The following is a 21,596-nucleotide window of genomic DNA, read 5'->3' as shown; positions in this document are numbered from 1 at the left end:
GCTGAACTCAAATGAAGGCAAGGCAGTACCAGCGTCCAGCTGCCCTTAACTTTGTTTGTGTATGTCCGCTACCGCAATTTAAGAAAATCTATCGATTGTTATCGTTTAATTGAAGAAACCACCTGGCAAATAGGGGCAAAATCACGGGTCCGGTCATAGGCCCGTTTTACCAGGGACCCAATACGGCTCGGCATGTATCCTTCTGCGGTCTATACCAAGACCCAGTAATTCTTTTTTGATTCGCTGAATATATAAGCCATTACCAGCCAGGATAAACTGTGCATCATTCCATTTAGGCATGACCGCCGCATCCAGAATGGTAAATCCAGGAGCACTGACCATGGAAGACTTGTTGTCGGATTCCGCTTCTCTTTGTACCAATTCATAACTGCCCAGTCCCAGCGCTGCCGGCAGATCGTTCTGAGACTGCCCCAGGTGCAAGAGCGTTGAAAAATGTTTCCCAAGCTGCTGGAAATGGGCCTGCAGGATACAAGCCAGTCCAACCGTACTTTCATCTCCGAATAAAAAATATTGCGCTGCGGCCTCCTGAATCTTTCTGCCGCGGGCCATACTGACTGGAATTTGCTGACCCAGGCTAAGATCTGCAAAAAATCTGGCACCAGGGCCTTTCCCATGTATATGGGCCAGAATCTGAAATATATTTTCCTGTGGATCTATGAAGGCAGGTGTATAGTTTCTGAAGGCAGTGGGACTAACCCTGAAGGATACCGCATAGCCCGGCATTAACTTCAGCTTCTGAAGATCGCCCTTGAATACCACCGAGCGAATTTCAGGGCTGATCCAGTCAGCACCGACAACCTCAAATACGGGCATTTTAGAACTGAGGGCAGTTTCCATTAAATCTGCCATCCATTTAGGTACGTTTGGCATAGTGTTATTTTATTACTTGCTACTAAATTAGTATGGCCGTTGCAGGTAACTTTGTTTTTCTGGTCGAAAGGATTTATTGGCTTTCTCAGGTTAACAACAGCCTGTTACTTTTTTTGACTGATGCAAAGTAAAAAAACACAGAACAAATAAAATAGGCCTAGTCCTTGGAACAGTAGTCTTATTCTCGGATTTGTTTTCTGAACTCAACAGGCGTCAGCTGGCAATGCTTTTTAAAAAGTTTGCCAAAATGCACCGGATCATCATAGCCAACCAGAAAACAGATTTCCTTAATGGATAAATCGGTATTGTATAAATAGCGCTTTGCATCCAGGAAGCTGAGTTCCTGAATATGCTGGGTGATGGATCTTCCGGTTAATGATTTTAATGTGTCCCCCAGATGCGTGGTGGATATATTGAGTTTTTCGCTGTAAAAGCTAGGTCTTTTATGTTTGATATAATGCTCCTGCAACAGAGATTTGAAGTCTGCCTCAATCTTGCGGGCCCGGTCTGAAATCTGTGACTGACAGGAGCAGCAAGGCTTTAACTGGCCTGCAGTCCATTGCAACAGACTTATCAGCAGGCTCTGGAAAGCAGCGGTCTGCTCACTGCCACTGGCTTTTTCAAACATGGTGTAGAGTAAATCCAGCAACTGACATAATTCCTTATAAAATGGAGTGCCTGCTTCCAGCGGCAAAGGTTCCTTGAATATACACTCTAAAGTTTTAGTCAATTCCGGGTTCATCAGCAGCGGGTCAAATCCGATACTATAGCCACTAACTTCGGTACAGTGTTCAATCTGATGGACCTGGCCCGGAAAAATCATCAGCAATACAGGACCTTCCAGTTGATGTTTTTTAAAATCCAACAGGAAGCTGCATTTTCCGGATGTGGCGAAATTAAATAGGGCATGTGTATCCCGGTGTGCTTCAAATATAATATCCTGGCCGGTCAGTTCATCATTATTAAAGCGCATCACCATCATACCGGATTTTACTAAATCCGGTAAATGGTGATGGACGGCTATTTTTTGTTTGACGGGCACTGGATATATCCTTTTTTTACTGATAAAGCTGGTCTTGAAAATATTGTCTGTTTAATTGTACAACCAAATTGCCGGCTGACATCATCAATCCCCGTTACCGCTTTTTAAGAGGGATTAAACTTGTTGTTTATTAAGATGAGGGCAAAATTAATCAAAATATTTAAGATAATTTCATGAATATAAGACAGTCTAAATGGACGCGTCAGAGATAGCCCTAATAAATGTGGTAACATCGTATTGCTAAATCCCTGAAGGTAAAGAGGCTGGGAAAGGCCGGGTCGTTAATTGGATTGCTCAAAGGCCTGTAATTATTAATTGTATTATCTATGACTGGCCTGTTGAAAGGATAAATGGCCTGCGTGATTAATGGATTTCTAAAGCTGACTGTGTGAGATTTTCCTACCGGTTAGCGTTATTTACCTATGCAAGAATACGGTTTACCGAATACAAGAATAAAAGGTTTTTTATGAATTTAACTGTCATTACTTTTACTCCACAAATGAGGGAGATAATGCAATTCCAGGAGCCTTTCTTACTATTGAAAAGAAATGTTTTGCTCCACTTAGGACAGTTTTGTGAACCTACAAGACTTATTATTACAGGAGTAGTGTTTTGCGATTTAAACAAAGGTGCTGAATTCAAAGTTATCAGACACTTATCGCGGAATTAAGAAGTTTTTAAATCATACATAATAGTATTGTGACCTGTTATGGGCGATTTTCCCTATTTGGACGGCGAGGTTGTGGGCAGAAATGAATGAGGCGGATAGGAATAACCGGTAAGACCGGTTTTCATCCCGTAAGTGGAAATAGATTGTGCATTTGTTTGGTTGAATTGATTGTCTGAGATTTAGGCAGATGCAGGAATGTGAAAAATATGTAGGCTTAAAGCCAATCCTTATGTTCATTACATGGAGTCGTTTCTCCTAAGTCAATTATAAATTTACGATTTTATAAAGTTGAATAAATGCCGAATTTATTAATGGAGGTGCGGGATGGTGTAGCGCTTTTTGCAGGATAACTGTTTTAAGTGTATGCCGGTTATTTGGATCATCATTTTAGTAATGGAAAACGTAGGTAGAAAGGCAACACAATTTCTTAATGTATTTATTGGGTTATAAGTTTTAAAATTTAGTAGTCATGCAGGCAATTTTAGGAGCTGGTGGTGCCATTGGTACGGAACTGGCAAAAGCACTCAGGATTTATACCAGAGAGATTCGTCTGGTCAGCAGAAATCCCAGAAAAGTAGGCCCGAATGATCTGCTTTTTAAAGCAGATCTGACAGACCGAGATGCTGTTATCAGGGCAGTCGAGGGGACAGACGTGGTTTATCTGACCGCCGGTCTGCCTTATGTTTATAAGATCTGGCAAAGAGACTGGCCGGTTATTATGGAAAACGTAATAGCGGCCTGTATCCAACATAAGAGCCGACTGGTTTTTTTTGATAATATCTATATGTATGAAGGGGACAACCTGAACCAAATTATGGAAACGCACCGGATAGATCCATCCAGCAGGAAAGGAAAAGTCAGGGCACAGCTCATAGAGATGATCTGGAACGGGGTGAAAAAAGATGGCTTGAATGCGCTGATTGCCCGTTGTGCTGATTTTTACGGACCGGGTGTTAAAAACAGTATTTTAAACGAAATGGTTATCCGGCCTCTTAAAAATGGCAAGTCGGCTAACTGGCTGGTGAGTGACCATTATCGTCATAGCTTTACCTATACGGTGGATGCAGCCAGTGCTACAGCACTGCTGGGCAATTGCCCGGAGGCTTTCGGACATACCTGGCATCTGCCCACCGCGAAAAATCCTCCTTCCGGCAGACAGTGGATTGAAATGGTGGCTGAAGAATTAGGGGTGAAACCCCGAAAACGCATCGTGGGCAAAACATTGACCAGTATTCTGGGGGTCTTTATACCGGTCATGCGGGAGTCAAGAGAGATGCTCTATCAATATGATAAAGATTATGTCTTTAACAGTGACAAGTTTGAAAAGAGATTTGCCTTTCAGCCGACCAGTTATGAAGATGGCATAAAAGAAATAATCCGTTCAGAACCTGGCACTTTATTGGACTATGGGGCAGCATAGCCCTTGCTCCTTAATGGGCGGGACTGTAACAGATTATATAATAAACCGGGTGGAATCATCCGCCCGGTTTATAAGAGGCTTCGTTTTACAATAGATATATGCTGCCCTGGTAGGTAAATCCTGTCAGGGCAGCTTTTTAATGAACAACCGGTAAGGGTCTTGTTTTCTGAATCAGGTCAAAATTAATCATGGCTCCTGCTGCCATGCCGGAGGCAATGGCCTGGGACAGGGATCTGAACCTGGAACTGTTATCTCCGACTGCGTATAAGCCGGGAATGTTTGTTCGTCTGCCTTCATCTACTTTAATGTGGCCGCTATCGGTCAGCTGATAGCCCAGGGTTGCCTGCAGATCCAGACTTTGTTTTATCTGAGGGAGTATATACAGGACCTCTAAATAAATCGTATTTATCTTTCCTGTAGCATCTTTTAAAGAGATGGATTGCAGTTGTCCGTCCTCATGTTTTACTGCGGTCAACCGGCCCTGGATCAGACTTATTTTTTCTCGCCTTAAAAAAGAAAGGCTGGGGGCGCTTAGACTACGCTCATCAGTTACAATGACCTGGAGTTGCGGCGTCCATTGTTTCAGCATGCTGACCATATGTAAATCCCTGTCTGATGATATCAAAAGGGCTGTTCTGGCGCCTTTAAATTCGTATCCATGGCAGTAGGGGCAATGGATGATGGATTTCCCCCAGCATTCCCACACCCCGTCAATGTCAGGTAGTATATCCTGCAACCCGGCGGCCATTACCAGGAAAGCTGTGCTATACCGCTGCCCGCTAGCTGTATGAATGATAAAGGTATCTTGTTGCTTATAAACATTTACCACCTGGTCCTCTAAAAGCTGTATGCCGGGATAGGCCGCAATTTGTTTTCTGGCATTTTGATGTAATTCAGCCGGAGGCGTGCCTTCACTACCTAGTAGATTATGCGCCTGTGGCGCAAACCGGTTGCAGGGTTTACCTGCATCAATAATTAAAACCTGTCTTAGCGCTCTGCCCAGTGTCAGAGCCGCCTGCATGCCGCTATAACTGCCCCCAATGATGATGACCTCATGCGTGTTATTGACAGTGCTGTTAGAGGCCTTGGAGGTGGTACGTTGAGAATTATCCGGTACTTGATTCATGATGTAATAATAAAAGTCAGAAAATGCAAAGATAGCAAGAATTTTACAATTGCAACAATGTTGCAAAAGATAAAATATTTAAAAAATTGATTTTTTTTTTGAATGACTCTTTCATTTAATGAGTTGATGCCAGCAAAACCATTTCATAATGACTGTCAGAGATGTCGGGAGTGATATGCTGGTTTATTTATAAAATATTATGTCGGACATAAATTGCAAACGGTTGCGTGTGGATTATTCGTTTTCTTTCTGTATTTTTCACCTGGATTGAGATCACCCTTATAAAACTAAAATCTAATTCGTATTCATGACTTTTGATAAAATTAAAAAAAGAGCCTTAAGAAGCTGTCTGCTTTTTGCCGGTATGGGAATGTTGAGTATTGGCAGCACCGGACTTCAGGCGCAAAACCTACACAGAGATACCGCTGCGTTGCTTAAAGAAGTGGGGGAGGTGAGACTGCCTTCCCAGGCGGAACTTGCAGCTGCGGGAAATAAAGGTGCTTCATTAATCCTTCCGACCAGCCCTGAGGGGTATCATCTGGTTTTTAAAGGCTCTGATCATTTGCCTGTTATTACCCAGCAGGGAAGGGTTTACGCTCCAATTGCACAAACAACGGTTTGCTTGTATTACCAATTGATGGACGATAAGGACTCCGGTTTTGCTTTAGATCTTTCCAAAACGGTGGTTGTGCCACCGGCTGCTGAAATTGCACAAAAAGTACAATCCGGCATCGCTTTTAATCAAACAGCTCCTTTCGTGATACCTGCACTGAAGGCCTGGAAGGGAGGACAAGGTTTTTATCTGTTATCTGCAAGGTCAAAAATAGTATTGCCGATCAGTGAAAAGGAAACTTTAAGCCCACTGGCCAGCCAGCTGCAACAAGAAATTGAACAAACTACAGGTCTGCGGCCGACTATTAAAATTGGCAACCCCGGAAATTCAGATATATATCTGGAATTAAATGGCACTCAGCCAAGACTGGGTGAGGAAGGGTATCAGCTGGAGGTAACGGATGTGCTAAAAATAACGGCACCTGCCTATAAAGGACTCTTTTGGGGGACCAGGACCTTATTACAATTACTGGAACAACATAAAGAGATACCGCAGGGCCTGGCTGTGGATTATCCTACCTATAAAGTCAGAGGTCTGGTATTGGATGTCGGTCGTAAGTTTTTCTCTATGGACTTCTTACGTAAATACGTGAAAATGTTGTCTTATTATAAGATGAATGATTTACAGGTGCACTTAAATGATAATGGCTTTAAAAAATATTTTGGGGAAAATTGGGACAGCACCTATGCGGCCTTCAGACTGGAAAATGATACTTATCCGGGACTGACCTCTAAGGACGGTCACTATTCCAAACAGGAATTCAGGGAACTGCAGGCTTTGGGGCGCCAGTATGGTGTTTTAATAGTCCCCGAAATTGATGTACCGGCACATGCCCTGGCACTCACTCATGCAGTTCCGGATATTGGCAGCAAAAAATACGGCATGGATCACCTGGATTTACATAATCCGCTAACAGATACCGTGGTACATAATATTTTTAAAGAATACCTGGAAGGAGAAAACCCGGTTTTTACCGGTCCGGTGGTGGATATAGGAACGGACGAATATGCCAAGGCAGAAGCCGAGGCTTTCAGAGGATTTACGGACAGGGTAATTGGCTGGGTACAGGACTATGGCAAGCAGGTCAGATTATGGGGAGCCTTAACCTGGGCTCAGGGAAACACGCCGGTCCGGGTAAAAGGGGTAACCATGAACACCTGGTATAACGGTTATGCAGAACCCAGGGAAATGAAAAAATTAGGCTACCCTCAGATTAGTACACCCGACGGCTGGCTTTATATTGTACCTGCAGCCGGTTATTACTATGATTACCTGAACCTGTCTCATTTATATGACCACTGGACACCGGCACAGGTAGGTAGTGTCCGTTTTGAGCCAGGAGATACCGGTATCATCGGCGGAGCTTTTGCAGTGTGGAATGATATTGTCGGCAATGGCATTACAGAACAGGATGTTACGGACAGAGTATTTCCGGCGCTGCAGGTTCTGAGTCAGAAAATGTGGGGTGGTGAGCAGAAAGCCATGGACTTTAAAAGTTTTGACAACCAGCGACTTTACATAACAGAAGGCCCTGGCCTGAATCTAAGCGGCAGAATGGGAACCTATCAGAACGGCAAGGGATTGGATGTTCCGATTAAAAAAGACTGGCTGGGAGACATCAGTTCAAAAGGAATTAAAGGGGTTTTCAAGGAAAAACTCAGCAGTCAGGATAGAAAAGTTTCTGTTCTTACAGGTACTGCACTTAAAAGTAGCTGGGTATTTAAAAATCCCAAGGATAAAATAATACTCAGTCAGGAAGAGATTGGCTATGATTATACCATCTCTTTTTATCTGTACCGTTCAGCGGATGCCCAAAAAACCGGTAAAGTCCAGTCTGAGACTATATTTTCAAGCGCTCATGCATCCGTGGTATTAAACCAAAAAGGTACAGGACAACTGGGCTTTAGCAGAGAAGGATATGATTTGAGTTTCAATTATACAGTCCCGACCAATAAATGGGTACACATTGTGGTGACAGGTACCAATAAAGGCACTGCCTTATTTGTGGATGGAAAAGCAACAGATAGCTTGTATAATCATTTTATTCAATATGATGACAAAGATAAAACCAAGATGCGTAAAATCGAAACCCTGGTATTCCCGCTCAGACAGCTGGGTGGATTTAACGGTAAAATTACCGGGCTCACTATTTACAATAAAGCGTTAGCTGCCGGTGAAATCGAAGCATTAAAATAAAATGGTCTCCTGTTATGAAGGCGCGCATATTTTAAGTTCAAGATTCTGGAACACTAAAAGAAGGTTTGGATAAATCCTGGTCTCCTTTCTCTATCAAAAGGTTGATGTAGTTAGCAGATCAGGATTTTTTTCCCAATTTTGTCATGTATTTACACATTAATCGTGACAGAATGCGTCACCTAAAATCAGTTCATGAGATTCAAAGACAAGTATTGGGGTGAGCCTGATTGCTTTACAATACAATATTGAGCCGATTTTAGACAATGGGTTTCTCAAATTAGGTATGAAGGATTAACTCTATCTACTGCCCAGCCTGTAATGAATGCATATGCCGCAAAAATACCTCTAAGCAACCCTTTAAGTTTTATCGATGCTGAAGTTGATGAACTAGCTAGTCTGCATGAACACAACTTTACCAAATATTATATTACACCAAGTCGGTTTAAAATCTGGTGCGGACGCAGGGAAAGTTGAAAAATCATTTTATTCGCTTTTTAAATGTTGTGTCGGATTCGCTTTTATGGCAGTTACGACCTTAAGTCCGATTGTGAGTATAGCGACAAGAAGTATCACCCCAAATCCAATAACGAAAATCCAGTTGCTAAAGGTTATTTTATAGGCAAAATCCTGTAGCCAGTGGTTGATCCACCAATAGGTTAAAGGCGCAAATAAGATACTACCTATTATAACAAGTGCAAGAAAGTCCTGACTGAGTAGTTTTAAAAGACTCCGGGGACTGGCACCCAGTACTTTTCTCATGGCAATTTCCTTAATTCTGGCCTGTACTGAAAAAGAAATTAAGCCAAATAAGCCCATGCAGGATAGAAAAATGGCTATGCCGGAAAACAGATTAAAGAGTTGATTGGTTCTATATTGCGTGCTGTAATGGGAAGCCGCTTTGTCGTCCAGAAAGTCATATTTGAAAGGTCTGTTACCGGCGTAGCGTTCATAGACTGTTTTTACGTCTTTAATGGCTAGATCCAGCTGCTGGCCATTAGCCCGTATATACAGATAAGAGGGGGGAACTTGATTCGTATATAATATAAATGGTGCTATTTTTTCGTTCAGCGGCTTAAAATTAAAATCTTTCAATACTCCAATGATTTCTCCGGGCCTTTCATGAAAACTGATTTTTTGGCCAATATAGGGCGGTTTGAGTCTCATTTGTGTTACAGCCGTTTGATTTAGGATATATTGATGCTGATCGGAGCTATCTCCCCGAAAATTATGTCCTTCCAATAATTGATATTGAAGGGTCGGTATAAAACTTTGGTCTACCTGTAAGTCACCGATCATCATCAGCGTATTATCAGGCTGACCGGGCCATTGGATATGGCCCGTATTGTCGCGGATATCAGAAGGGTCAGGCGCGCCCGCAAAGCCAGCGCTTTTAATCGCCGGGAAATGGCTTAATGCTGCCTTTATTTGCGCTACATGGGCGAGGGCAGAGGGTGGCACCCGTGTAACCAATACAAAATCTTTGTTATAACCCAGGTCTTTTTGCCGGATGAAATCCATTTGCCGGTGCATCAAAAGAGCCGTTGCCACCAGTGCAAAGGAAATTCCAAATTGAAATATAATCAATGCTTTTTTGAGTAAAGCGGCCGGGCTTCGGCCGCCTGCTTTACTTGTCCCGTTCAGAGCCTGGACCGGGTGTGGATTAGAGGCGGATAAAGCCGGATAGATACTGGCAACAAATAAAGTGCAGATAGCGGCAAGGATAATCAACCACCAGGTATTTGGACGAGTAAGCTGGGCAAATATAGATAAGCCCGTAACGGATCTGGTAAATGACTGCGTCAGCCCTATAATGAGTAGCGCCAGCAAAAAGGCCGTAACAAAAATAACGGTACTTTCTACGATATATTGTAAAAATAGATGGTGTCGTCTGGCACCCATTATTTTTTTGACCGCTACCTGTCTGGATTTGCCAAGTGCTCTGGCAGTTGACAGATTGATATAATTGATGCCCGCAATTAAAAGAATCGTCAAAGCAATAGTCAGCATGATATGCACCATTTGTAAAGCCGCGTCATTGCCATCAGCTGTAATGAGATGAACCTGCCTGATATTCTGCAAATTTATATGGACATCGGCAGATGTTTCTTCGTTGCTAAATGCCTGGGTGAGTTCTTGCCCAACCATAGCAGCATCAGCCGGGTTCTTTATTAACAGAAAAGTGGTAAAAGAATACAGATTGATATTTTGATCAATACCTTGCTGGTTATTACTACCCTGAACCGTTTTAAACTGTTCTTCATAATAAGCCATGGGAAGCAAGGCATCATAATGAAGGGATGAATTATCGGGAAAATTCTGCAAAACAGCAGAAACCGTAAATGCTTTTCCCTGAAATTCGACGATTTGTTGGAGCGGGTCTTGGTTCCCAAATAACTTATGGGCCGCCTCTTCAGTAAGGGCAATCGTATGGATTTGAGGTAATAAGGCGCTTTTTTGTCCCTTTAGCAATTTAAAATCAAATATTTTTAAGAAATTACTGTCTATATAACCCAGTTGTATTCCATCAAAGATTCTATTATTTTGAGGTATAGAGAGTGTTTGATCGTTTTTTTCATAAATACGTTGTATGACCTGCACCTCTTTCAGGCTTTTGGCCATATAGCCGACAGCGCCAGGAACATTTTTAAAAGTCGTCTGCTGCCCATCTGAAGTAAAACTGGCATTTAATTGATAGATCCGGTCCGCTTTTGTATGGAAGCGATTGAAGCTTAATTGCTGATTTACCCATATTAATAAAATAATGCCGGCAGCTAGTCCGACAGCCAATCCTAAAATATTAATCAGACTAAAGTGCGGTTCAATCTAATAGATCTGAAAGCTAACTTTATATATTGTTTTAGCATGCGTTTTTATTGCTGGATAAAAATCAATATTATTTTAATAAAAGTATATTCTTTTTTAAAGCCAGCCTTACAACTCCTTTTCTTTAAAAATGACCGGCGTTTTCTTGCCCATCTACGATTATGCCGTTTTATAAATTGTTGGTTTTCAGTAAAAACTAAATCCATTTAAGTATACAGACTGTCCGAATACGGACATTTATGTAAAAATCGTACAGTTCCCAGTTATCCGTTTTGCCACTGCTGCATAAAGCCTGCAGCGCAGTCTAATCCGTTTTTAATCAACGAGCCGGAATTGTCCGGTTAATCACTATTTTATTTCATTTTTCTTTTGAAATTATGCGATTTTGTCCTTTTTATCGCTAATAACGAAAATAAATAAAACAAAAATGGGGGTTAATGTAAGATAAAGTGACCTATAAATATTGCGAATGAAACTTTTAAGAAATCAGCGCACTTGATTAGCCAAGGCTTCTGCAAGAGATAAAGCAGGTGTCCCGGTACAGGTCGACGGTTAGCGAAAGGGCGAGCGATGCTAAATGATGAGGTAACTGTTAAATAATGCCATTTTAGACAACAAATGGAGGAAGCGTTCTTTTTATCCTTAAAAAATATGTCGGACTTAACATTTTGTTGATATTGAGGAAACGCCTGGGTTACATTAGAATCAGAATATTGCCCCTCATTATTCATAAAATGAAAAAAGGTTTTTGCGTGCATTACAATGTATTCAAGGAAATACCTGAATTAATAAAACACTTAATCATAATACACTAACACTTTAAACGAAAAGCAGTATGAAAAACAGTTTGGGTATGGCAGGTCTGAAAAAACTATCTGCCTGGGCTTTGCTGGGAGGCTGTCTTTGGCTAATCCGGCCAGACAAGCTCCAGGCGCAGTCAGGAGGTAAGGCAGGCATTGAAGGCCAGGTAAAAAGCGATATTGGAGCAACAGTGGGCGGTGCCACCGTTATTTTGTATAACCTGGACAGTTCATTTCATAAACAGCTGGTTGCGGATCCTTCCGGGCGCTTTGATTTTTATGATGTACCAAAAGATACCTATAAGGTTAGAACACAGTTTATAGGATTTAAGCCTTCGGTTATCTCTGATATACCTTTTACAGCAGACAGTACGGTGCATCTGGATATTGTATTGTCGGCCGATAATAACAATTTGGAAGAAGTGGTGGTCGTTGGGTATGGTAAACAGAAAAAGGCCAATCTGACCGGGGCGGTAGCTCAGGTCAGTGGTAAGGTGCTGGAAGACAGGTCGCTGCCCAATATCAGCCAGGGGCTTCAGGGGATGGTACCTAACCTGAACCTGGTTCCTCAGGATGGGAAGCCTACTCAATCGCCTACTTTTAATGTCCGTGGTAATACTTCCATAGGACAGGGAGGAAGCGCCCTGGTATTAATTGACGGAGTCCAGGGTGATCCAAGTTTATTAAACCCTAATGATGTTGCCTCTGTAACGGTGTTAAAGGATGCGGCCTCTTCCGCTATTTACGGTGCAAGGGCTGCTTACGGAGTGGTATTGATTACTACCAAAACCCCTAAAAAAGACCGGGTAAGCATCAATTACAGCTCGGATTATTCTTCTAAAAAACCGACGGTAGTGCCAGATATCGTGGATAACGGTTATGTGTATGCCACCATGTTTGACTCTGCCTGGAGCGCATGGAATGACTATGCCCAGACTGCGCAGAATATCAATAAAACACAGCCATTCTCTGAAGCTTATTTGCAGGAATATAAAAAACGCAATGATGATCCGTCCCTGCCCAAGGTTGAAACAGATCAAAATGGCAATTATGTCTATTATGGCAATACCAACTGGTATGACCTGCTCTATAAAGATCATCTGGGTGCTACCAGTCAGAATCTGTCCATTTCTGGGAGCAGTGAAAAGACCAGTTTTTATCTGACCGGGCGTTATTATGGTCAGGGGGGGCTGTTCAGGTACAACTCTGATGACTATCACCTTTATAACCTGACAGGTAAAGGAACGGTTCAGGTATTACCCTGGTTACAGATTACCGATAATTTTCAGTTCTCCAGCAGGTATTACCATAACCCGCTCAATGTAGGGGAAGGGGGCAGTATCTGGCGTAACCTGGCAGATGAAGGGCATCCTTCCTCCATGCTTTTTAACCCTGATGGCAGTCTTACCTTCTCAGCCGCCTATACGGTCGGAGATTTTGTTTATGGTAAGAATGGTATTGATATGAATAAAACAGTGATTCGTAATACCTCAGGTTTTGTGGCTGCATTTATGCAGGATAAACTACATGTCAGAGGTGATTTAACCTTTGAAAATACCAGAGAGGACCAAAAACAGATTCGAGTACAGGTGCCTTACAGTTCAGTAGAGGGTGTTACTGCTTATGTAGGTACTGCTTATAATGACTTAAGTCAGGATCAGTATAAAACAGATTATCTGGCCACCAATATCTATGCGGACTATGAAACCCATTTGGGGGATCATTATTTAAAAGCGATGGTAGGGTATAACTATGAGCAGTCCGTCTATAATGCTTTTTCAGCCGGCAGAAACGGCCTGATTTATGCCAATGCAACGGATTTGAACCTGGCCCTCGGACAGAGTATAACAACTGGAGGAGGCTATGAAAAATGGGCTATTCTAGGGGGCTTTTACCGGTTGAACTATTCTTATAAGGATCGGTATCTTTTAGAACTGGACGGTCGTTATGATGGTTCAAGTAAGTTTCCAAGTGACCAGCAATTTGCGTTTTTCCCGTCTGCTTCTGCCGGCTGGCGTCTGTCCAAAGAATCTTTCTGGCATATATCTCCTAAAGCCATTTCCGATTTAAAAATCAGGGCCTCCTATGGTTCATTAGGTAATGGGAATATTGCCTCCTATAATTATCAGGAGCGCTTTAATATCAGTCAGTCCGGAAGAGTTATAAATGGTGTGTTAGGGCAGTATACCAGTGCTCCGGGCGTTATACCTGATGGACTTACCTGGGAAACGGCCACTACCGCTGATCTGGGTCTGGATGCATCGCTTTTAAGCAATCGCCTGAATATTACAGGAGATATCTATACAAGAAAGACCACCAATATGTTTACAGTGGGGCAGACTTTGCCGGCCGTCTTCGGGGCTACCGTGCCAAAAGGTAACTATGCGGACATGACCACGAAAGGATGGGAAGCTTCCGTTACCTGGGCAGATGCTTTTAATTTACATGACAGACCCTTTGGTTATAGTATTGGTCTGTGGATGAGTGATTACACAGCTACCATTGATAAGTATAATAATGAGACCAGAAAGTTATCTGATTATTATGCCGGTGAGAAGGTGGGAGAAATATGGGGATATGTGACGGATGGTTACTGGACGGCTGATAATGTAGGGGAGGCCAAGGCTGCTCAGGCATTATTTAAAGCCTCCAACTCAGGAACCTGGTTGCCGGGAGATATTAAATTTAAAGATCTGAATGGCGATGGGGTAATTAATGACGGAGATAATACAGTAGATAATCCGGGAGATATGAAAGTAATCGGTAACACCACACCTCGTTACAATTTTGGGATTACCCTTTCCGGTGACTATGCAGGGTTTTATGTGAGTTTGTTTTTCCAGGGTGTGCTTAAACAGGATTGGTGGCCAGGCGGTGAAGCAGATGTGTTCTGGGGACAATATAACAGGCCTTATAACTATGTTTTCAAATCCCAGCTGGATGATATCTGGTCTGAAAGCAATCCGGATGCCTATTTCCCCAGGTACAGAGGTTATGTTGCCCAAAACGGTTCAGGAGAACTCCATGCAACGCAGACTAAGTACTTGCAAAATGTCCGTTATATCCGACTCAAAAATGCGCAGATTGGTTATAATCTGCCCAAAGAATGGATGAAGCGGATGCGCATCCAGAGTGCCAAGATTTATTTGTCTGGTGAAAACCTCTGGAGTGCCTCCCCGTTGTATAAGCATACCAAAGCTCTCGATATTGAAGGTATTCACGGATCTGATCAGGTGCTGACCAGTGGTTCCAGTGGTAATGGTAACAATTATCCGATTCTTAAAAGTCTGACCCTGGGTCTGAGTGTTAATTTTTAAAGCTCCCTAAATTTTTAATGATGAAATCAAAAATATTTATATATCTGTCCTTTCTGAGTCTGTTGGTCCTGGGTGTCAGCTGCACCAAGCAACTGGACCAGACGGCAGTAAGTACCGCAACAAAAGATGCTGTTTTTAGCAGCGAAGATGGTCTGAAGCTCTACAGTCTTTCATTTTACAATATGCTGCCCGGGATTAGCGATGTTTTCAGAACAGACTGTTCTTTATCTGATTTTGGGGCAACCAGCAGTGTTCCGGATTATATCAGAGAAGGAGCTTATTCTTCCAGAGAAGGAAGCGGCTGGTCCTGGACGGACCTGCGTAATGTGAATTATTTTATTCAAAATAACACAGATCCCTCGGTGTCCGAAGAAATTCGTAATAACTATATGGGGCTGGCCCGGTTTTTCAGAGCGTACTTCTATTTCCAGAAACTGCTAAGATTCGGGGATGTGCCATGGTATAACAAGCCACTGGATGTAAGTGATACTGCCTTATTGTATAAAGGCCGGGACAGCCGGACAGTCATTATGGATTCTATTATTGCTGATCTGGACTACGCAGCGGCCAATATGACAGAGATGTCGGATGGCACAAGAAGTCAGATTACAAAGACTGTAGTTTGGGGCTTCAAATCCAGGGTGTGTCTGTTTGCCGGTACTTTTAGGAAATACCAGACTAGTTATAATTTACAGAGTACGGCGGATACTTACCTGAAAATGGCGGCTGCAGCTGCAGATTCTGTTATTCAGAGTGGTGTTTATAGTTTGAATACGGCAGGTGATCAGCCTTACCGTAGCCTGTTTATCAGCGAGGCGCCTATCAGTTCAGAGATTATGTTAGCCGATGTGAGCAGTGTAGCACTCGCGAAATATAATGATGGTAACTGGTATTTTACCAGTGCGACCTATGGAAGCCGTTTTAGCTTTACAAGGACCTTTATTAATACGTATTTAATGCAGGACGGCACACCGTTTACAGATGTGGCAGGGCATGATACCATGGTTTTTGCCTCTGAAGTTAAAAACCGGGATTTAAGGCTGAAGCAGACCATTCGTATGGGAGATTATCAAAGGACTTCCGGTGGAACAAAAATTCCCGGTCCTCCGGTCTTTTCTTATACTTATACCGGTTATATGCCCATTAAATGGACGCTGGACGATATGTATTATGATGGAGGATCCTTAAATACCAATTCCGTCTCACTGATGCGGTATGCAGAGATTCTGCTTAACTACGCAGAAGCGAAGGCGGAGCTGGGTACATTGACGGATGCTGACTGGAAATTAACGGTAGGAGCACTTCGTGCCAGAGCAGGCATTACTGGTGGTATCGATAGTAAGCCGACTGTTGTTGACCCTTATATGAAAAAGACCTATTTTTCTGATATTACTGATCCGTCAATTATGGAAATCCGAAGAGAAAGAGGTACCGAACTCTGCCTGGAAGGATTCAGAATGGAGGATTTGATTCGTTGGAAACATGGGGAACTTCTGGAACTTCCATGGAACGGATTTTATGTACCGGCCCTGAATACGCCGCTGGATTTAAACGGAGATGGCATCTTGGATGTAGCATTCTATACAACTGCGCCATCTTCTAAAGTAAGCGGGGTGACTTATATAGATGTTTCTAAGCAACCGCAAACACTTTCAGGAGGTAGCAAAGGGGAGTTGCACTGGTTGGATAATATTTCCAGGAAGTGGCATGATTATCAGTATTTATATCCTATTCCTTATGCCGATCTGCAGGTAAATCCCAACCTTGTTCAAAATCCAGGCTGGGAAGAATAAGTAAGTCAAAAAGGTTCAGCTTAATGAATGGTAAGCATTAAAGATATAAAGATGTTTGTAAGTTTGGGTTAATGTTTATTGTTTAGTATTTGGTTTAAGTGAGATGATTGATTTACTCTACTTTTAAATTAAGCATTGTTTGAAGGTTTGGATTAAAATTTACCGGTATTGTTAGTGGCAGTTAGCGAGCTTTTAATAAATAACCGGCAAATGTTTCTCAATAAAAAGTATGGTAAAATCAGTTGTCGTCAGCGGGGACCAGCACTGTCAGCTGGTCCCCGCCATTTAAATGGCCTGAGCGCAAAATCAGAAATATTTTGAAATTATTCTGAGGCGGGCAGCTCAGGGCTATCAAATCTAAACAGAAACTAAATACCATGGTTGGGCCTGTGTCTTTAAGATTCTTTAACTACCTTTAATTGCCGGGTAGCTGCTGCAATGGTTTATTGAACAAAAAGTTTTTTGAACCAGGTAGCAGAGACACCGGGTTTGGTAAAAAAACTGGAATTAAAGTATAGGCTATTATCTCCGATCTGAATCAATAAAATCTAAATAAATGTATCAGAAAAATCTTGGCGTCAAAAGCGTCAGTCGTCGGTTAGTAAAAATAATTAAAATTTCCACGGGGTTAATCACGTGCGCTCTGTTTTTGACGGCAATCCCCAAATTGCAGGCGCAGACCATGCGGATTGCCAGTTACAATATACGCAATGAAAATACTTATGATACCGGTAATCTTTGGAAGGATAGGGTAGGCCATGTTGCAGCGCTGGTCAAATTCCATGAATTTGACATATTTGGTGTGCAGGAAGCGCTGGAACATCAACTGGAGACGCTCCAGTCGGCATTGCCGGGATATGCTTATTATGGTATCGGAAGAGACGACGGGAAGTTGGCCGGTGAGCATGAATCTATTTTCTATAGAAAAGATAAGTTTAAGGTGCTTGATAAAGGTGATTTCTGGTTGTCAGCCACTCCGGATGTGCCTTCCAAAAGCTGGGACGCTCCATGTTGCAACAGGATTTGCAGTTGGGTGAAGCTGGAGGCAAAATCCTCAAAAAAAAGCTTTTATGTCTTTAATGCGCATTATGATTATGAAAAGGATTATGCCCGTAATCAAAGCAGTCTGCTGATGCTGAAAAAGATTAAAGAAATAGCCGGGACCCAGCCAGTTATTATGGTTGGGGATATCAATGGCGGCAATACGACCAGTTGGTATAAAACACTGGAAGCATCTGAAAAACTTGAAGATAGCTATCTGCTAGCCAAAGATCCATACACTCCCAGAGGCTCCTTTAACGAGTTTGGTAAATATGAAGACGGTGAGTTTATCGACCATATATTTTGCTCCAAAGAGTTTACCGTAGGCAAATGGGGGGTTCTAAGCGATACGTATGGTAAATTAAAGTTCCCGGCAGATCATTGTCCTATTTTGGCGGTGCTTACGTTAAAGTAGATAAGGGATAAAAATTGTATTTATCATTATACAATAATGATAACCGGCATTTTAATTGAACATATAGTCAGTGAATATAAACAAATCGGCCCGCATTTTAGCGGGCTGATTTAGCATAAGGTTGTAAAGATTCAATAGTAAGTTGATTTACGTAATGGGTGATTATTTGCCCTAGACTGTCAATCTTTAATTAATGTTCTTTTCCTTTATAAATCCACATGGGAATTGTACTGCCCGCCCGCGTAAATCCCATTTTTTTATAAAAATTAATGGCCTTGTTATCAGCTGTTAATATCTGCATGTGGAAACCGGTATATTTTTCCTGTAATTTAATCATTATCTGCTGGCCAACTCCGTGCCTTTGGTATGCAGGGTGCACTAACAGATGTGGGTAATAAACAACCAGATGGCCATCTGAAATCGCGTTGCCTAGGCCAATTAACTGGTCGTCATCCCATGCGGAAATTAGAGCGTGTGCATTCATCAAGCCATTATATAGCGCTTCAGGCTTTTGTGCTGCACTCCAACTATTGGCTTTGTATAGTTGTATAATATCGGCTTTATTGATTTTTCTGGTTTCAGAAAGGATGATATTCATAGGATATGCTTTGATTAAAATAAAAGAGGGAAATCAGGTTATCGGCCAAATATTTTTGACAAACACTGAGTATTGATTAATTTTTTTCCAGGTATACATTGGAAAAATAGCCGTCGGAACCATTACCCACCCAAAAGCCCAATTTCCCATGACTGTTTTTATTAAGCGGCCTAAGGGTAAGGCATGGGGCAGGGTTATTGTTTACATAAACCGAGGTATGCCCTGCTGTTAGATTTATTTTTACATGAAACCAGGCGTCTGGATCAATATTTTGGTTTAACGAGTTCTCGAATATTCCTTTAAATGTTTTCCGCAGATTATACCAATCATATTTAGGCATAGATATATATTGAATTGCATGACTATGAGAAAGGGTATCTTTGGCGTTAAAATTAAAGGGACGGAAATAGATGGCATCATAAGTGCTGTCATTTAAACCGTGGTAAGCCAGGCCTATAAAGCATTCCTGCGGTATGTTTTTGCCTTTTATATCAAATTCAATGGTGCCAAAAGAAAAATCAATGTCTTTAATCCAGGCAATTCCCGGCCCCTGCTTTGCATTTAGGTAAATAATGGGATTATTTTCTTGCTTATTGATACTGAGTTGCCGGTTTACCGTAATAAAGTTTTCATTTGATCTGATGTCGGGTTGTATTTTTTGTGCCTGAATAAGGTTTGTGCTTATCAAAAACAACGTGAGGTAAAAAGATGCCTTTGTCATTGCTTTGCAATTTTATTAAAGATAAGTGTTTTGAATTAGATTTTGCCGCCATGCACCGGATTGAATAAATTGAAAAACAAGATCGCATTTTACTTTTTTGAAATTGAAGTAATTTTTAACTAAGGTTGGTACGAAGGTTTTGTTTAGCCGAATTGTAAAGGTCTTAACTTTATCCTATGGAACATATCAAAATAAATATAGGGCAGCTCACCGGCTATATTATATATGACGGATATAAATATATGGAAGACCTGCAACCCATATTTGCACCCGAGGAAGATAGAAAAGAAGTGGAAGAGGGGCTGAAACTGGCTGGAGGCCTTGGTCGTTCGGTAAAACTAGATCTAAATGTCCTTTATTTGGAAAAAGGAGACCGGAAAATACTGCTGGACGCCGGCGCCGGGGATTATTTTGGGCCGTCAGCAGGCAGGCTGCTCCAAAATCTAAAGGCAGTTGGTGTAAGTCCTGATCAAATCACAGATATTGTCATAACTCATATCCATAAGGATCATACGGGAGGTATTTTTAATCAGGCCGGGAAACTGAATTTTCCTGAGGCAAGTTTTTATGTAGGCAAAGAGGAGCTGGAATTTTGGCAGCAGCCTGAGCCAGATTTTTCAAAAAGTAAGCGTAAGACAGGGAGCGAAGTTTCCATCTCCAACGCCAAAAATTTTACTAAAGAGATCAGCGGCAGGTTAAATACTTATGAGGATGGAGATAGATTATTTGGGTGTCTGGAGGTCATTCTTGCTCCCGGGCACACGCCAGGGCACTGTGTTTTTAGAATCTTTGATGGGCGTAAGTCATTGATACACACTGTCGATGCTTTCCATATACCTGCTTTGGTCTCTTTTGCTGCCTGGGGGACCCAGTTTGATACGGATTTTGAACTCGGTAAACAGACCAGGGCCAGATTAATTGCAGAAGGAGCTGCTGAGCGCACTATATACTTAAGCTGTCATCTGCCCTTTCCTGGAGCAGGCAGGGTTATTTTAGATGGTAGACTGTATAAATGGGAACCACTTGTGGTAGAAAAGCAGGTTCCGAATAATGGAAAAGTAGCAACAGATATTTCAAAAAAAGGGACACCAGATAAAATTGATGTATTATATGTATAAAGGATGAGGTTATCTTAATAGGTTTGAATCATCTAATAGCCTGCTTTGTTTTCCGGAATGCTTTTATCCCAAATGTAGGCAGGTTAGCAGTACACTCAAATCGTCACCGGTCATTTTCGTTCTGCAATGCAGCCGGGGTAGGGGTTTGCGTGTAATGCTGCCTCTTTTTACCGGACAGCAGGTCCGGTAAAGGGATTAAAAGCAGGCAGTCCATTATAAAATTATTTTTCTTCTGTAATGGTGATAAACATTGATGTTTTAAAAATAGTTTTTTAAAACTTTTAAAATAAGTTTGGTAGAGTAAAAAAAGCGCTTACCTTTGCAATCCCGAAACGGAAAAGACAACACTGAATCGGTCAGCTCTTATCATAAATTTCTTCTGCAAGCAAGTGGTTTACAATAAGTTGCGAACACAGGGCTGAAAAGAAAAAATAAAAAAAACTTCAAAATAAATTTGGTTAGTAAATGAAAGCTTACTACCTTTGCACTCCGCCAGACGGTACAGACCGGACGGAAAACGGAGTGGCAAAAAAGCGGGAAGCGCTTTGAAGTGAATAAGGGTTGAATAAGGGTAAGAAGTTACAAAAAGTCGCAGGGCTTTAGGTAAGCAAAATAAGGGTAGCGATACTTTTATAAAGATCTTTGAAAGGAATTAAAAATAACAGTAAGGAAGACACTACGAAGCGTTGAAAAAAAATACACAAATTTTGACGCCTAATTTTCGAGAGAAATTTAGTCAGTTCAAACAACACATTAACAATGGAGAGTTTGATCCTGGCTCAGGATGAACGCTAGCGGCAGGCTTAATACATGCAAGTCGAGGGGTAACAGTTGAGTAGCAATACTTGAGCTGACGACCGGCAAACGGGTGCGGAACACGTGCGAAACTTTCCCTTATCTGGGGGATAGCCCGAAGAAATTCGGATTAATACCCCATAATATATTAGAGTGGCATCGCTTTAATATTAAAACTCCGGTGGATAAGGATGGTCGCGCGTATGATTAGGTAGTT

12 protein-coding genes and 1 rRNA gene are annotated in these 21,596 nt (G+C 41.9%); 7 read left to right on the top strand and 6 right to left on the bottom strand.

The genetic code is table 11. The annotated features are described in order from the left end of the window. Positions 1-153: 153 nt before the first annotated feature. Entirely contained in the window at positions 154-891 is a 738-nt protein-coding gene (locus BLU80_RS16805; RefSeq protein ID WP_091400798.1) for a siderophore-interacting protein, read from the bottom strand. A 178-nt stretch (positions 892-1,069) separates the two neighbouring features. Beyond that, positions 1,070-1,933 carry an AraC family transcriptional regulator gene (locus BLU80_RS16800; protein WP_091400796.1) on the bottom strand — a complete coding sequence of 288 codons (864 nt, stop codon included), beginning with the start codon at positions 1,931-1,933 and terminating at the stop codon, positions 1,070-1,072. A 1,139-nt stretch (positions 1,934-3,072) separates the two neighbouring features. On the opposite strand from BLU80_RS16800, the gene BLU80_RS16790 reads away from it, so the two are divergent. Next, entirely contained in the window at positions 3,073-4,023 is a 951-nt protein-coding gene (locus tag BLU80_RS16790; protein WP_091400792.1) for an NAD-dependent epimerase/dehydratase family protein, read from the top strand. Positions 4,024-4,159: 136 nt separating this feature from the next. Here BLU80_RS16790 and BLU80_RS16785 read toward each other — a convergent pair whose 3' ends face one another. Continuing rightward, a complete protein-coding gene (locus BLU80_RS16785) occupies positions 4,160-5,149 on the bottom strand; it encodes an NAD(P)/FAD-dependent oxidoreductase (protein WP_091400791.1) in 990 nt (329 codons plus the stop codon). 307 nt (positions 5,150-5,456) lie between these two features. Between BLU80_RS16785 and BLU80_RS16780 the strand changes: the two genes are divergently transcribed. Then, positions 5,457-7,958 carry a family 20 glycosylhydrolase gene (locus tag BLU80_RS16780; RefSeq protein ID WP_091400789.1) on the top strand — a complete coding sequence of 834 codons (2,502 nt, stop codon included), beginning with the start codon at positions 5,457-5,459 and terminating at the stop codon, positions 7,956-7,958. Between the two features lie 483 nt (positions 7,959-8,441). Here BLU80_RS16780 and BLU80_RS16775 read toward each other — a convergent pair whose 3' ends face one another. Beyond that, positions 8,442-10,754, bottom strand: a complete 2,313-nt coding sequence (locus tag BLU80_RS16775; RefSeq protein WP_262482941.1) for an ABC transporter permease — start codon at positions 10,752-10,754, stop codon at positions 8,442-8,444. A gap of 862 nt (positions 10,755-11,616) precedes the next feature. Here BLU80_RS16775 and BLU80_RS16765 point away from each other — a divergent pair. From BLU80_RS16765 to BLU80_RS16755, 3 genes are all read left to right on the top strand, one after another. Further along, positions 11,617-14,898 carry a SusC/RagA family TonB-linked outer membrane protein gene (locus BLU80_RS16765; RefSeq protein ID WP_211481889.1) on the top strand — a complete coding sequence of 1,094 codons (3,282 nt, stop codon included), beginning with the start codon at positions 11,617-11,619 and terminating at the stop codon, positions 14,896-14,898. Positions 14,899-14,918: 20 nt separating this feature from the next. Further along, entirely contained in the window at positions 14,919-16,691 is a 1,773-nt protein-coding gene (locus tag BLU80_RS16760; RefSeq protein ID WP_091400784.1) for a RagB/SusD family nutrient uptake outer membrane protein, read from the top strand. 556 nt (positions 16,692-17,247) lie between these two features. Further along, the gene (locus BLU80_RS16755) at positions 17,248-18,147 is read left to right on the top strand and encodes an endonuclease/exonuclease/phosphatase family protein (RefSeq protein ID WP_244518990.1); all 900 of its coding nucleotides are present in this window, start codon (positions 17,248-17,250) and stop codon (positions 18,145-18,147) included. Between the two features lie 190 nt (positions 18,148-18,337). Here the strand turns inward: BLU80_RS16755 and BLU80_RS16750 are convergent, their stop codons facing one another. Further along, a complete protein-coding gene (locus tag BLU80_RS16750; RefSeq protein ID WP_091400782.1) occupies positions 18,338-18,745 on the bottom strand; it encodes a GNAT family N-acetyltransferase in 408 nt (135 codons plus the stop codon). 76 nt (positions 18,746-18,821) lie between these two features. Then, entirely contained in the window at positions 18,822-19,466 is a 645-nt protein-coding gene (locus BLU80_RS16745) for a hypothetical protein (RefSeq protein ID WP_091400780.1), read from the bottom strand. Positions 19,467-19,642: 176 nt separating this feature from the next. On the opposite strand from BLU80_RS16745, the gene BLU80_RS16740 reads away from it, so the two are divergent. Together BLU80_RS16740 and BLU80_RS16735 are read left to right on the top strand one after the other, a co-directional pair. After that, entirely contained in the window at positions 19,643-20,584 is a 942-nt protein-coding gene (locus BLU80_RS16740) for an MBL fold metallo-hydrolase (protein WP_091400779.1), read from the top strand. 756 nt (positions 20,585-21,340) lie between these two features. Beyond that, positions 21,341-21,596: ribosomal RNA gene (locus BLU80_RS16735) — 16S ribosomal RNA — on the top strand; the annotation flags it as partial.

Origin of the sequence: Arachidicoccus rhizosphaerae, from assembly GCF_900107765.1 — a bacterium.
In the GTDB taxonomy this organism is placed as follows: Bacteria; Bacteroidota; Bacteroidia; order Chitinophagales; family Chitinophagaceae; genus Arachidicoccus; species Arachidicoccus rhizosphaerae.
The sequence above is the reverse complement of the archived record's forward strand: the minus strand, read 5'-3'. Positions and strand labels throughout refer to the sequence as shown.

Excerpts from the sequence above, each read along its gene's own strand:
- BLU80_RS16805 (WP_091400798.1), bottom strand. The coding sequence starts at position 891 with ATGCCAAACGTACCTAAATGGATGGCAGATTTAATGGAAACTGCCCTC.
- BLU80_RS16790 (WP_091400792.1), top strand. The coding sequence starts at position 3,073 with ATGCAGGCAATTTTAGGAGCTGGTGGTGCCATTGGTACGGAACTGGCA.
- BLU80_RS16785 (WP_091400791.1), bottom strand. The coding sequence starts at position 5,149 with ATGAATCAAGTACCGGATAATTCTCAACGTACCACCTCCAAGGCCTCT.
- BLU80_RS16780 (WP_091400789.1), top strand. The coding sequence starts at position 5,457 with ATGACTTTTGATAAAATTAAAAAAAGAGCCTTAAGAAGCTGTCTGCTT.
- BLU80_RS16765 (WP_211481889.1), top strand. The coding sequence starts at position 11,617 with ATGAAAAACAGTTTGGGTATGGCAGGTCTGAAAAAACTATCTGCCTGG.
- BLU80_RS16760 (WP_091400784.1), top strand. The coding sequence starts at position 14,919 with ATGAAATCAAAAATATTTATATATCTGTCCTTTCTGAGTCTGTTGGTC.
- BLU80_RS16755 (WP_244518990.1), top strand. The coding sequence starts at position 17,248 with ATGTATCAGAAAAATCTTGGCGTCAAAAGCGTCAGTCGTCGGTTAGTA.
- BLU80_RS16750 (WP_091400782.1), bottom strand. The coding sequence starts at position 18,745 with ATGAATATCATCCTTTCTGAAACCAGAAAAATCAATAAAGCCGATATT.
- BLU80_RS16745 (WP_091400780.1), bottom strand. The coding sequence starts at position 19,466 with ATGACAAAGGCATCTTTTTACCTCACGTTGTTTTTGATAAGCACAAAC.
- BLU80_RS16740 (WP_091400779.1), top strand. The coding sequence starts at position 19,643 with ATGGAACATATCAAAATAAATATAGGGCAGCTCACCGGCTATATTATA.